Raw genomic sequence first — 15017 nt, 5'->3', positions numbered from 1 at the left:
ATCATGTTTGTAATCTGGTGCGACGCAAAGTTAAAACAGCAATAAAAATCAAAAGTCGCAATACCTTTGCATTTCAATATTTTACTATCCATATCAATCATGAATACATGCCCTGATAGCAGCCCTAGTAATAAGGCTTTTTGGCGTCAAAGCGTCGCCAAAGCTCAACGTTTTTTACGCAGTTCTTCACGATTCGCCGCACTCGCCACGCTGGCGACGTTGACTGTTGCACTGACAATTCCTAATCTGGCCCATGCGGCAGCTCCAGCGGCCGGCACTTCCATTGGTAACCAGGCTTCTGCTTCGTACACCGATGGCTCCGGCACTTCACGCACAGTGACATCGAATACCGTGTCAACCATCGTGCAACAGGTTGCCAGCTTGACTTTGACAGCCAACGGTGCAAAAACTTCGGCGCCTGGCAGCACAGTTTATTACCCGCAAACGTTGACCAATACAGGTAACGGTAGCGATACGTATAACCTGGCCAACGTTAACACCAGCGGCGCATTCAATCTGACTAATTTACAGATTTTTGCTGACAATGGCTCCGGTCAACCAACCGGTCCGGCGTTGACGTCAACCGGCGTCCTGGCGGCAGGTGCTGTATTCAAGTTTGTGGTCGCCGGCACAGTGCCAGCGACAGCAACAACTGCCAGCACAAACACCATGACCGTTACCGGTACCAGCACGTTTGCGCCAGCGCAAACGGCTTCGGTTACTGACGTGACGACGGTGTCGACCAATGCGGTCATTAACGTCACCAAATCGGTGAGCGCCGCCAGTGGTGCAGCGGGCAGCGGTCCTTACACTTACACTTTGAGCTATACCAACACCGGTAACAGCACCGCGACGGCTGTCAAATTGACAGACGCGATTCCAGCCGGTTTGACTTACGTTGCAGGTTCTGGTTTGTGGTCGGTTACAGGCGCTACGGTCTTGACGGATGCTACCGGTGACGTACAAGGTACGGCACCGAACACGATTGACTATAGCGTCACAGGTACGACTATCACAGCTACCCTGGCGCAAGTGACACCAGGTCAATCAGGCACATTGACATTCAAAGTCAATGTGGCGGCTTCACAACCACCGGGTGTGATCAATAACATCGCCAATGTGTCGTATAACGACGGTTCTGGCGCAACGGTTACCGGTAATACCAACACAGTCCCTTTCACCGTGGGACAAACTGGTGGCGTGACGTTGACACCGCCGGCAGCAGTGGTATCGGCTAATCCGGGGGCAAGCATCAGTTTCGTCAACGTGATTAAAAATACTGGTAACGGCACTGACACTTTCAACATTACTTACACCAACCCAAGTACTGGTGCTTTCCCGGCCGGAACCACTTTCCAACTGTTTAAAGCTGATGGTGTTACACCGCTGGTCGATACAAATGGCGATGGCGTTCCTGATACCGGACCATTGGCGGCAGGCGCAAGTTATAACGTGATCTTGAAAGCGACATTGCCAACGAATGCTTCCGGCGCTGGTCCGTTCTCGGTCAACAAAACGGCGACTTCCGTGTTTGATTCAACCAAGACCAACACTGGCGCAGATACCTTGAATGCCATCGCAGCAGTCACAGTCGATGTGACCAATAATGCGGCCAAAGGTTCTGGCGGTGCCTTGGGTACCGGTGCAGGCCCGGAAGCATCACCAGTGGTGACAAACACCATCGCTCCAAATGGCACGAGCAATTTCACGCTGTATGCGAACAACACCAGTGGTGTTGCGGATACTTACAATCTGGCAGCCAGCACTTCATCAACCTTTGCCACTTCAAGCTTGCCAACTGGCTGGACTGTCACTTTTACTGCCGGTAGCTGTGCTGCTGCAGGCGCTACCATTACGAATACCGGCGTAGTCAATGCCGGCGCCAGTTTTGCGTATTGTGCTGCAGTGACGGTTCCTGCAACGGGTTCCGGCGCAGCTGCTGGCGCGAATGATCTTTACTTCCGCGTACAATCGCCATCGACTGGCGCTGTTGACATCATTCACGATAATTTGACGATCAGTGCAGTGCGTTCACTCACTTTCTCACCAAACAATTCGGGTCAGGTTTATCCAGGCGGCATCGTGGTTTACTCGCACACATTGACCAATGCCGGTAACGTCACTGAAGGTAACGGCACGCTCAGCACCATCGTGTTGGCTAGCACTAATAACCAGGCAAACTGGACTTCGGTGCAGTATTACGACGCCAACAACAGCGGTGTGATTGCGGCTAACGATCCTATAGTTCCTGCAGGCGGCATCAATAACATCGCTGCATTGGCCGCTGGTTTGGCGCCAGGTGCGTCGATTACGATTCTGGAAAAAGTCACCGCACCATCGGGTTCAGCGCCTGGCAGTATCAATGCGACGACAGTAACTGTTACTACCAGCAACGGTACGTACACTACAACGATACCTGCAGCAGCGACGGCAACTGATTCGACCAGTGTCATCGCCGGTAATGTCTCGATTGTGAAACAGCAAGCATTGGATGCAAATTGCACCAATCCTGCCATGACATACACCGCGGCCAACATCACTACTGGTGCAGTGCCGGGTGCATGTATCGGTTATCAGATCACAGTGACCAACGTTGGTTCTGCTAACGCCACCAGCGTTGCGGTATCTGACTCTACTCCGGCTTACACCGTGTATCAGGGTGGTGCTGCAACCACGGTCGGCACCATCACTGCGCCAACTGTTGGCTCGGTTGGCACTGTTTCCGCTACCGTCGGTACCTTGATTCCAGGTGCATCGGCAGTGGTGACGTTTGAAGTCAAGATCGCTCAATAAGTATCAGTGTGAAGTATCAATGCAAAATATTGATGCGAAATATTGATGCAAATTTGATTTTGATCTAAGTCGCACAGGGGCAGCCATTCGTGCTGCCCCGATTCTTTAGTCATGATGTTCGTCACGACGTTGATGTCGTGGGTTTTCTTTTACCTGAAACTCTTGCAAAGGATTTTTTGGTAAGCGTTAGCACCTGTATGCATCTCATTTTCTGAAAAAGTTTTCACCTTGAAACCGCCACGCCGTTCACTGCTGCGTAACACCGCACACAGACTGGCATTATCATCGACGACTGTATCGATGATTTTGTTGATGCTGTGGTGTTGGTGCGCGGGTATGGCGAATGCATCGGCGTCAATGGTGCCTGCGGGAAGTGTCATTGATAGTTACGCCAAAACATTTTACGTTGATAGCGCCAGTCAGCTACCGGTGACGCTCACTTCATTGCGTGTGCGCGCTATCGTACAGCCGCAAGAAATAATCAGTTTGACCAGTGATCAAAGCCTGTTGCGTTCTGCCGGCGCACAGGTGGTGTTGGCGCACCGCTTGACCAACAACAGTAATTTCATCGGCACTTACACCATTAAATTGACGCCTGTTGCCGGCGGCAGTTTCAATTTAATCAATCTGAATTTGATCAACGATCAAAATGGCAATGGCCTACCTGATCCGGGTGAAGCCGTGATTGCTAATGGCGGCACGGTTACGTTGGCGCCAGGCGCCAGTATCGCGATACTCGTCAGCGGTAATGTACCGCCCACTAATATTGCGCTTGGCTTGGCGACGCAGTTGCAACTGACGGCTACCAGTCAAACCCAAAACGTCACGGTCAGCAATACCGATACGATCACCATCGGTAACGGCGCATCGCTGGTGGTCAACAAGAGAGCTTCCACCACAACCCCGCTGCCCGGCGGTGCTATCACCTACGACTTGCACGTGATGAATAACGGCAATATGGTGGCAGCCCCAGTGGCCGTAACCGTTGACGGCAACAGCACGGCGCTATTTTTATTGCGTGACCATATTCCGGCGAATACAACTTTTGCCGGCATTGTTGCGAATGGCGCCAGCGGCATTGCGACGGTGTTGTATCACAAGCTGGGCGACCCTGTCGGGCGCTATGTCACAGTCGCACCGGCGCTAGCCGATATCGATGTCGTCGCCTGGGGCGTGCCGAGTTTAGCCAGCGGCGCACAATTAAGCGGCAGTTTCAGTGTCACGGTCTTAACCAGCGCCAGCGGTTCGATCAACAATACGGCCTATGCCGATTATGTTGACGCCAGCGTTGCTTCCAATGTCACCACCAGCATTGCATCGAACGCGGTGCAACTGGCTTTGCCGGCGAAACCGCCAGCAGTGAATTTTTACAATCCCGACTATAGCAGCACGCTACCCCAATCTGATCTGGGTGTGCCTTTGTTTGTGCAGGTAACAGCATCGCAATGCAAGATCATTCCCAACAAGATAAACACCGTAGCAGTGCAATTGAATAGCAAGTTGACCGGTGACGTTGAAAACTTCATTGCCACTGAAACCGGGATCAATACAGGGGTGTTCCGCATCATGCCGAATGTGCCTACCATCGATGCTTCAACGCATTCCATCATTGCTGGCGATGGCATTCTGCAAACGTTAAAAAACGATGTTATCACTGCGACTGCGATCGGTTGCGGTAACAAGGCCGGTGCGGAAATTCTGGTGCAACCTTCCGGCGTGATCTTCGATAGCAAAACCAACAAGCCTATTTCTGGCGCCACGGTGCAGTTAATTGATATCAGCAATCCGTCCGGTGGCGTTGCCGGCTCGGCGGCAAGCTCTGTCATCGTCAATGGCGTATCTGTTCCGAATAGTGTAATCACCGGCATTGACGGTAGTTTCTCCTTTCCGCAGCTGGCAGCAGCTTATAGCGCCGGCGTGACATACAAAGTGGTGGTGACGCCGCCAGCTGGTTATTCGTTCCCATCCAAAGTATCTGTCAGCGCATTACCGCCATCGCGCACGATTAACCTGACTGCGTCGTTTGGTAGTGATTTCCAGGTGAGATCACAAGCCTCGTGGGTCTTTGATGTGCCACTTGATCCTGGCGCTGCTGCCACGACGAATAGCTTGTTTATTGAAAAAAGCGCGTCAAAAAGTTTGGTAGAGATCGGTGATTTTGTGGATTACAGCATCACTATCAAAAATACCGGAAAAGGTCCGGTGTCGAATGTGCAGGTGGCCGATAATTTACCGGCCGGTTTTAGCTTTCAGCGCGGAACCGCGCGCTTGAATGGCGCTGTGATGGCCAATCCGGTAAGTTACGGCGGCGCATCTGGTTCCGCGTTGAATTTTGCAGTGGGTGCAATCGGCAGCAATACCCAGGTGGTGTTGACTTACCGTTTGCGTGTAGGTCCCGGCGCGCAGCAAGGCGATGGCGTCAACCGTGCACAAGCGAGCGCAGGCCTTGGTGCAAGCGTTATCAAATCGAATCAGGCCAGCGTCAAGGTACAGATTTCTCAAGGCGGCGTGTTCTCTGATCGTGCTTATCTGATCGGTAAGGTCTATGCCGACTGTAACGCCAATCGACAACAAGATGGCGATGAACCCGGTATTCCAGGTGTGCGTATTTTTTTAGAAGATGGCACCAGCGCCACTACCGATGAAGAAGGTAAGTACAGCTTGTATGGTTTGCTGGCGCGCACGCATGTGGCTAAAGTAGATCCGATTACCTTACCTGCCGGCGCAATGCTGGAGGTGCTGGCCAACCGGAATGCCGGTGATCCGGGCAGCCGTTTCCTTGATCTGAAAAACGGCGAACTGCATAAAGCCGATTTCGCTTTGTCCAATTGCACCGATGATATTCGCGCTGAAATAGCCAACCGCCATGCCGCACTAAAAGATGCGAATATGCCGACTGAAACTACCTCTGCCGCACGCGCATTGCTGACAGCCACCACTACGGTAACTGCTGATCCGCGCACCTTGCCAGCATCGGGCAAACTGGATGCAAAAGGAATTTCGAGTGCAACTGGCAACAATGCGCCGACAGCATCTTCGAATCTGGTGACGCCATTATCTGCGGAGCAAATGGCGCAAGTGTCGTCGACACCGACGCCATCTACAGCATTGGACACGGCCAATCCGGTAGCATCACTGGAAAGTCTGTTGCCAAATCTTGACGCTAATGTTGCCTTCATCAATTTACAAGAAGGCCAAATATTGGCCGCCGCGCAAACCATGGTGCGGGTAAAAGGCGCATTGGGCGCGCAGTTGCATTTGACCGTCAACGGTGTGGCAGTGGAGATGAAACAGGTGGGGCAACAAAGTTCGCTACCTGCCAGTGCAGAACATCAGGGCGTCACCGCATGGGAATATATCGGCGTCAATTTGAAAGCGGGCGTGAACACCCTGACTGTTGCGGCTGCCGATAATTTTGGCAATCAACGCGGTAGCGCGACCGTGCATGTGATGGCGCCGGGTAATCTGGCGCACATCAATATAGACATCCCGAAACAAGCCAGCGCCGATGGCCGTAGCGCGGTGTCGGTACAGATTCATTTGACCGATAAAGATGGTACGCCAGTGACGGCGCGAACCGCGGTGACATTGGCTAGTACTTTGGGGCAATGGCAAGCCGTTGAGGATGCCAGCCTGATGACAAAAAGTGCCAATTTGCCGCAGTCGCAGCAGCTATTGCAGTTGATGAATGTGATGGTAGAAGGCGGAAAAGCCAGTTTTACCTTGCTGCCGCCGAACGTTGCCGGTAGTGCCGAAATCAAAGTAAGCAGCGGGATCGTTCATAATGAAGCCAAGCTGGACTTCATGCCAGAACTGCGCCCCATGTTGGCGGCAGGTTTACTGGAAGGTGTGCTGAACTTGCGTAATTTGAATCCGAATGCATTATCGCCGACCCAAAGCGGCGACACCTTTGAACGCGAAATCGTATCGTCTTCGCAGAGTTTTGATAACGGCAAAGCCACTGCAGCTTCGCGTGCTGCGATGTTCCTTAAAGGGAAAATCAACGACAGCACTTTGCTGACGTTATCCTACGACTCCGATAAGCCCGGCGATCAAGTTTTGTTCCGCGATATTCAGCCGGAGCAGTTTTATCCGGTGTATGGCGATTCGTCCGAACGTGCATTTGACGCGCAATCAACCAAACGTCTATATGCGCGTTTAGATCGCGGTATGTCGTATGCGATGTATGGTGATTTCAGCACGCAAAGCACCGATCCTGCGCGTACCTTGAGTCAATACAATCGGGCGCTCAACGGCGTTCGTGGCCATATTGATCAAGGCCCTCTTAAAGCCGACGGTTTTGCCAGCTATACCAGTTCCACACAGGTCACCAATGAAATTCGCGGCAATGGCACTTCCGGCCCGTATCAACTTAGTAACAGCAGCGGCTTGGTGAACAGCGAGCAAGTGCATATCTTGACGCGCGATCGTTATCAAACCGCGATCATCCTCAGCGATGTGATGCTGGCGCGCTTTGTGGATTATGAAATTGAGCCGTTGACCGGTCAGATATTGTTCAAAGCGCCAGTGCCAAGTCTTGATGCCGATCTGAACCCGATCTCGATCAAGATTATTTATGAAGTCGATAACGGCGGTCAAAAATTCTGGGTCGGTGGCGGTGCTGCCAGTTATCAGTTGACGCAAGATTTAACGGTTGGCGGTGTGGCTATCCACGACGGCAATCCACAAGATCGCAAAACGCTCAGCGCAACTAACTTTACCTATAAGTTCTCGGAAAAAACCGCGTTGACCGGTGAAGTTGCCAAAACCGACGCCGATGTTGAAGGCTCCGGTACTGCTCAACGGGTCGAATTCAAGCATGAAAGCCAGCAACTGCAAGTGCGTTTGTATGAAGGAAAGACCGACGTTGCGTTTAGTAATACCGATGCGCTGTTAAACAATGGCCGTGCTGAATATGGCGCTAAGGCGGCGTATCGCATCGATGAAAATAATCGCATCGTACTCGACGCCATTCGCAGTGAGAATGAAACTACGCAAGCGGTACAGCAAAGTGGCAATGTGACGCTGGAACACAGCTTGCCTAACAATATGAAACTGGAAACCGGTATCAAGAATGGTAGCGCATCGTCGGAAACGCTAGCAGCAGGCCTGCCGACCTTAGGCGGCGCTCTTAACGGCAATGTGCATTACACCAGTTTGCGTGCCAAATTGTCGATGCCGGTACCGTTTTTGCCAGCGGCTACCATTTACGGCGAATATGAACATGCGATTGATGACAGCGGCCGTGAAATCGTCTCTGTCGGCGGTACTTACAATTTGCCGGTAGGCGGCCGCCTGTATTTCCGTCATGAGTTTTTAGCCAATCAAGTCAGTGCCGTTGATCTGTCGTCGACCGAGCGCAATAACACCACTGTATTCGGGATTGATACCGATTACATGAAAGACGGCCATGTTTTTAACGAATATCGCGTCGCCGATGCGATTGATGGGCGTACGGCCGAAACTGCCGTGGGTTTGCGTAATTTGTGGCGTATCGCTCCGGGTGTGCGTGTCACCACCACTGCAGAAAATATCAAGCCGATTGCCGGCGCAGCAACTGACAAATCGACTGCGCTCACAGCAGCGATTGATTACACCGCCAATCCAGACTGGAAAGGTTCCGCGCGCGCTGAGTGGCGTCAATCGACTACTACCGATAGCTATCTTGGCTCGGTCGGCGCAGCCTTTAAGCTAGACGATAGCTGGACATTCCTGAGTAAGGGGTTGATTAGCCTGCAACAGAATTTGGCGCAAAATGGCACGACGCCTGGCGCTCATCGTATCGCCCGCGCGCAACTCGGATTTGCCTTTCGACCCGTCGGACACGATGACTTGAATGCACTGTTTCGGATGGAATTGAAACGTGACCAGGACAATACCTTGGGTACTGGCATGGATGTCGATGAAACGGCTGACATTTTATCGACCAATATCAATTATCAAGCCAGCCCTGATCTTGTTTTATCGGGACGTTATGGCATCAAACATGTCATCGACAATTCCAATGGATTGCAAAGTCGCGGTACAACGCAAATTGTCGGTGGCAGAGCAATCCTGGACGTTAACAAACGTTGGGATGTCGGGGTTGCCGCGTTCACCATGTTTGGTAACGGTTCGACTTCGCGTCAAAACGCGATAGGTGGCGAGGTCGGCTATCTGGTGACAAAAAACATGTGGGCATCCGTGGGTTACAACGTACTTGGATTTACCGATAAAGATCTGGCCGGCGCTGACTATACGCAACGCGGCATTTTCCTGCGCTTGCGTTTCAAATTTGATGAAAATCTATTTAAAGCCAAGCGTGGTGCAGAAGCGCCGTTGACTTCGCTGGGGAATAATTGATGCGCCTGATTTCAATTTTTTGGATGGCATTTGCATTACTGTTTGTTTCATCTCCCGCCAATGCCGGCTTCCTCTCCATTAACCAATCTTTCATGACCAACAGCGCCCCCGGCTGGGTTTTGGGAGGCGCCGCACGTTTGACTGCGGGAGGGCCGAATAATAATACCGGCGCCAGCGGTGCCGACGGCGCTTCTACGGGTTATTTACGCTTGACAGATGCCTTAGGCAACAAACAGGGATATGCGTATTACAACCAAAGCTTTCCAACGTCATCCGGCGTCATTGCTGACTTTGAGTACTTGAGTTGGGGAGGGAATGGCGCGGATGGCCTTACCATGTTCATGTTCGATGCATCCCAGCCATTTGCCAATAACGGCCTTTACGGTGGTGGTCTTGGATATTGCGGTTTATCTTATGGGATGGTCGCTGTCGGTTTGGATGAATACGGCAATTTTAGTAATCCCGGCGATAAGTGTACAACTGGCGGGCCTGGTGCTGCACCGGAGGCGGTAGTATTGCGTGGGCCAGCCAGTAGCGGCTGGGATTATCTGGGCGGAAAGACGACGGGAACCCCTATCGATTATAAAACCCAGTCAAGCAGTCGCCCAAGTCTGGATAGTTATTATCGCCGTGTCCGGGTGCAGATTACGCCGCTGGGTAACAATAAATATACGTTCACGGTCAATTGGATGACGACCCAGAATGGCACCTTCTCGAACTTGATTACCCAGACGGTCAGTGGTCTGGCATTGCCTGCCAATGCCATGATTGGTTTTGCCGGATCCACTGGCGGCTCCAACAATGTCCATGAGCTACGCAATGTGATTGTTACGATGGTCAACGGCGATCTCGGCATCGTTAAAACTGCAGCAACCACGAGCGATCCTACCGGTGCCAAGGGCTTGCCGGGCGATCGGATTACGTACACCCTCAAAGTCAGCAATAATGGCGGTACCACAGCCACCGCCGCAACGATTATCGATGCAGTTCCGGCTAGTATCACCGGCGTTACCTGGAGTTGTGCGGCGACCACGGCCGGCGCCACTTGTAATACCGCCAGTGGCAGCGGTAATAATATCAGCGGCACAGTGACGTTAAATTCCGGTGCGGTTGCTACCTATACAGTGACGGGCACGATCGCTGCCAATACTGCCATCGGTACGACGATTACCAATACAGGCCAAGTGATTCCGCCGAATGGTTTTGGCGATACCGATTCGGCCAATAATATCTCTACCGTTAATACCGCGGTGGTGGCGAACATCAGCGGTACGGTTTACAACGACCTGAATCGCAACGCGCAAAAAGACAACAACGAAGTCGGAACAGGATTGAGTGGCTTATATGTCACGTTGACGCCCTCCGTGAATAACGTTTGCCAAAGCAGCAGTGTCGCACCGGCCGCGGTGGCGGCGGTCAGCGCCGTTGATGGCACGTATGCTTTGCCACTGGTTCCGCAAGGTAGTTACTGCTTGATCCTGACCAATAAAAGCACGTTACCGAATACTACGGCAGCTATTCCCAGCGGTTGGGCAGTGAGTGAATCGGTGAGTGGAATTCGTCAACTGACGATAGGCGCGACCGCTCCGTTGGCACAAAATTTTGGCTTATATAGCACCGTTGGATTAAGCGGCACGGTGTTTGCCGATACTGGCGTTGGCAGTGGCGTCGCCAATGATGGAATACAAAATGGCGGTGAAGCCGGGATACCCAATGTCACCATCAATGCGATGTCTGGCAGTACGGTGATTGCCACCACCACCACGGGCGGCAATGGCAGTTATACTTTGGTGCTCCCGCAGACCGTCACCAACCCTGTCACCATCAATGAAGTTTTTCCGGCCGGTTATATAGCCACCGGCGGCAGTGCCGGTACGACTGGCGGCGCCTACACGCGCGGCACGACGGCTACCAGCAACGGCACCAGTTTCACCTACACCAGCGGCAGCAGCTACAGCGGCGTCAACTTTGCCAATGTCCCGGTGAACAACTTCAGCACAGACGGCGCACAAACATCACCAGCTGGCAGCACCGTGTTTTATACCCATACTTTTGTAGCCGGCAGCGGTGGCACAGTAAAATTTTCCAGTGCTGCTATCGCCAATCCAGTCAATGCCGCCAACTCAGGCTGGGTGGAAGCGATTTATAACGATACCGCTTGCAGTGCTACCATCGCCAGCACCGATCCGATATTGCTACCGGCGACCAGCATCACCGTCACGGCGGGGCAAACAATTTGCCTGATCGTCAAGGAATTCATTCCCGCCACAGCACCACTGAACGCGACCAATACCGTCACGGTGTCGGCCAATTTCACTTACACCAACGCCAGCCCGGCGCTGGCCAACGTGGTGGTACATAACGACATCACCACCGTAGGTACGCCCGCAGCGCTGGCCTTATTGAAACAAGTTCGCAATCTCACGCAAAGCGGCAGCTTCGGCACTGCCAGCAATGCACTGCCTGGCGATACGCTGGAATACCAACTCACCGCCACCAACCATGGTAGCGCGGCGCTCAACAACGTTGTCGTCAGCGATGCGACACCGTCGTATACCAATTATGTCCTCGCAAATTGCCCAGCCAGCCTGCCAGCCAGTTTGACCGCATGCACCGTTTCGAGCCAACCTGCGGCTGGCGGGCAAGGAGCCGTGCAATGGACTTTTGCAGGGACGCTGGCGCCGACAGGGCAGACGGTGGTGACTTATCAGGTGAAGGTGAGTAATTAAGAGAGTGTTGCTGCTATCAATAATTGATCGTAAGGTAACAAATATATCGCTAAATCTGCTTTATCGGCTGCCTCCGATTTTAACTGCACTCGATCAGCCGCAAAAAAAAAAGTTCTTCACGGATTACCGATAGACAACGGTAAAAAGCGGAAAGAAAGTAGGGTGGAAACGAATGCCCACGCGTGACCGCGATAGCCGGAGTGCAAACTTACGCGTTACCGAAACAGGCATCTGCCACGAGTCAATTCCGCGTGGGCATTCATGCCCACCCTACCGGCCAGCCGCAATAAAAAAAGCCCGCGTTGCATTTACAACGCGGGCTTTGCATCGGTATTGCTAAATTACCAGGCCGGGATCACAGAACTCTTGAACTGAGTCACTACATACTGTTTGACTTCCGGGCTGTGGTAAGCCTTGATCAGCTTGGCTACCCAAGGCTTGTCCTTGTCCGCGCTGCGAACCGCGATGACGTTGGCATAAGGGCCTTTTGCGGATTCGATAGCGATGCCATCCTTGGTCGGGTCGAGACCGGCAGACTCGGCATAGTTGCCGTTGATTGCCGCCGCATCCAGATCATCCAGCGAGCGTGGCAATTGCGCGGCGTCGATCTCGACGATCTTCAGTTTCTTAGGATTGTCGGCGATATCCAGCGGCGTTGCCTTCAAGCCGGCATCGGCTTTCAATTTCAACAAGCCTTGCGCCTGCAGCAACAGCAATGCACGGCCACCGTTAGTCGGGTCGTTAGGGATGCCGATGCGGGCGCCATTTTTCAGATCCTTGAGGGATTTGATTTTCTTCGAATACACGCCCATCGGGAAAGTGATGGTGTAGCCGACATTCACCAGTTTGTAACCGCGATCCTTGATTTGCGCTTCCAGATACGGCAGATGCTGATAGCTGTTGGCATCCAGGTCACCGGCCGCCAAGGCGGCATTGGGCTGTACATAATCGCTGAATTCGACGATCTGGATATTCAGGCCATCCTTGGCCGCGACTTTTTTGACGACTTCCAGAATCTGCGAATGCGGACCGCCGGTGGCGCCGATCTTGATCGGTTTGTCCTGCGCGAAGGTGGCGCTGACAGGAGCGGCGCTGAGGCCGGCGAGGAGGCCGAAGCCAGCAAAGAATTGCACTAATTGACGACGATTCATTTTCTTCCTTTCAAAAATCAAGACGATCCTGTACAACGAGACTGCGCAGGATTCAAAAAAATCAGCGATGACTGAGGCGGCGCACCAGGATATCGCCCAAGGTTTGGACCAACTGCACGAAGACGATCAAGATCACTACCACCAGCAGCATCACCTCCGGCAGGAAGCGCTGGTAACCATAGCGTATCCCCAGGTCGCCCAGGCCACCGCCGCCGATAGCGCCAGCCATCGCAGAGTAGCCCACCAGGCTGACGAACGTAATCGTCAGGCCGGCGACGATGCCGGCAAATGCTTCCGGCACCAGCACCTTGTAGACGATTTGCCAGGTGGTGGCCCCCATGGCTTGCGCCGCTTCGATCAAGCCACGGTCGACTTCGCGCAACGCGGTTTCCACCAGGCGCGCGATGAATGGGGCGGATGCAATCGTCAGAGGCACAATGGCTGCCGCGGTGCCGATCGAGGTGCCGACGAAAAAACGCGTGAACGGGATCACGGCCACCAGCAGGATGATGAACGGTGTGGAACGCACCGCGTTGACGATCAAGCCGGCGATCCGATTGAATAGCGGATGCGGCAAGACGCCGTCGCGGCCGGTCAGGTGCAGGGCGATTCCCAGCGGCACGCCGAGCAGGGCGCCGAGAATGCCGGAGATGCCAACCATCATCAAGGTTTCCCCGAATGACGACAAAAACAGATCGAGCATTTCAGATGACATGATTCAATTCCTCTACAGTGACGCCTTGCTCGGTTAAGTAAGCCATGGCGGCACTAATGTTTTCGCTGGTGCCGTTGGCCAGAATCGCCAGGGAGCCAAACGCCTGTCCTTGTATTTCATCGATCTGGCCGTGCAGGATATTGAAATCCAGATCGAATTTGCGGACAGCTTCCGACAGCAAAGGTTGATCAACCCCAGAGCCGGTAAACGCAAAACGGAACAGGTGATCGGTGCCGCTGCCGGCATCGCTTTGCGCGAGTCGTGCGCGCAGGCGCTGCAGTACACCTTGCGGCAATTCCTGAGCAATCACGTCGCCAATCAAGGCCCGCGTCACTTCGTGCTTAGGCGAGCGGAACAGATCGAGCACTTCACCGTGTTCAATCACTTCGCCAGCTTCCATCACCGCCATGCGGTCGCAAATCATCTTGATGACTTCCATCTGATGGGTGATCAAGACAATCGTCAGGCCCAGCTCGCGATTGATCTTGCGCAGCAATTCCAGGATGGAGCGGGTGGTTTCCGGATCGAGCGCGGAAGTAGCTTCGTCGGACAGCAAGACTTTCGGCTCATTGGCCAGCGCCCGGGCGATGCCGACACGCTGCTTCTGGCCACCGCTGATTTGTGCCGGATAGCTATCCTTGAGTGCGGTCAGGCCGACCAGTTCCAACAGCGGCGTGACTTTTTTCTCGATATCGATTTTAGACAAGCCCGCCAGTTCCAGCGGCAGCGCGATATTGTCATACACGGTGCGCGACGACAGTAAATTGAAATGCTGGAAAATCATGCCGATTTCCCGCCGCGCGGTGCGCAACTGGTCGGCGTTCAGCGCGGTCAGGTCTTTGCCGTCGACGACAATGTTGCCGGAAGTAGGGCGGTTCAACAGATTAAGGCAACGCACCAGCGTGCTTTTGCCGGCACCGCTACGGCCGATGATGCCGAAGATCTCGCCCTTGCGTATCGTCAGATTAACGTCACGAACCGCATCGACCGGACCGCGCGCGCCGTTGAAGCGCTGGGTGACTGCTTTGATTTCTATCATTTCAGAATGAAAAAAGGCAGCTGATTGCATAAACATCAACAATCTCGCCGCCGTTATATATTTTATTTAATAAGTGCTTATTTTATAAGCATTCATTAAGCATGGGAAGGAACATTTAGGTATCGGCGCGTGTCAAGATAGTTGTCGCCTGACTTATGCAGCCAATCGATCTATAGAAAGGTTGGCCAATTCAGCTGCGACGACTGAATCCCGTTCTGGATTGAGCGTGACGGCTTGAATCGGTTTCC

General features: G+C 53.2%; 7 protein-coding genes. 3 read left to right on the top strand and 4 right to left on the bottom strand.

All coding sequences use genetic code 11. From position 1 onward, the window contains the following. Nucleotides 1–99: 99 nt before the first annotated feature. Nucleotides 100–2793, top strand: a complete 2694-nt coding sequence (locus KHU29_RS17925) for a beta strand repeat-containing protein (protein WP_211454366.1) — start codon at nt 100–102, stop codon at nt 2791–2793. 149 nt (nt 2794–2942) lie between these two features. On the opposite strand, the gene KHU29_RS17920 is transcribed toward KHU29_RS17925, so the two are convergent. Beyond that, complete coding sequence (locus KHU29_RS17920; protein ID WP_211454365.1) at nt 2943–3173, bottom strand: hypothetical protein; 231 nt, start codon at nt 3171–3173, stop codon at nt 2943–2945. A 106-nt stretch (nt 3174–3279) separates the two neighbouring features. Between KHU29_RS17920 and KHU29_RS17915 the strand changes: the two genes are divergently transcribed. Further along, the gene (locus tag KHU29_RS17915) at nt 3280–9135 is read left to right on the top strand and encodes a DUF11 domain-containing protein (RefSeq protein ID WP_211454363.1); all 5856 of its coding nucleotides are present in this window, start codon (nt 3280–3282) and stop codon (nt 9133–9135) included. 92 nt (nt 9136–9227) lie between these two features. After that, entirely contained in the window at nt 9228–11864 is a 2637-nt protein-coding gene (locus KHU29_RS17910) for a DUF7507 domain-containing protein (protein WP_211454362.1), read from the top strand. 341 nt (nt 11865–12205) lie between these two features. Here KHU29_RS17910 and KHU29_RS17905 read toward each other — a convergent pair whose 3' ends face one another. The 3 genes from KHU29_RS17905 to KHU29_RS17895 form a co-directional block, all read right to left on the bottom strand. Further along, the gene (locus KHU29_RS17905) at nt 12206–13015 is read right to left on the bottom strand and encodes a MetQ/NlpA family ABC transporter substrate-binding protein (RefSeq protein ID WP_211454360.1); all 810 of its coding nucleotides are present in this window, start codon (nt 13013–13015) and stop codon (nt 12206–12208) included. Between the two features lie 61 nt (nt 13016–13076). Next, entirely contained in the window at nt 13077–13730 is a 654-nt protein-coding gene (locus KHU29_RS17900) for a methionine ABC transporter permease (protein WP_092360165.1), read from the bottom strand. After that, nucleotides 13720–14769: a methionine ABC transporter ATP-binding protein gene (locus KHU29_RS17895; protein ID WP_211454358.1), complete on the bottom strand. Its 1050-nt coding sequence runs from the start codon at nt 14767–14769 to the stop codon at nt 13720–13722. Before KHU29_RS17895 ends, KHU29_RS17900 begins: the two co-directional genes overlap by 11 nt. Nucleotides 14770–15017: the final 248 nt, after the last annotated feature.

Source organism: Collimonas antrihumi (assembly GCF_018304965.1).
Taxonomy (GTDB): Bacteria; Pseudomonadota; Gammaproteobacteria; order Burkholderiales; family Burkholderiaceae_D; genus Collimonas; species Collimonas antrihumi.
The sequence above is the reverse complement of the archived record's forward strand: the minus strand, read 5'-3'. Positions and strand labels throughout refer to the sequence as shown.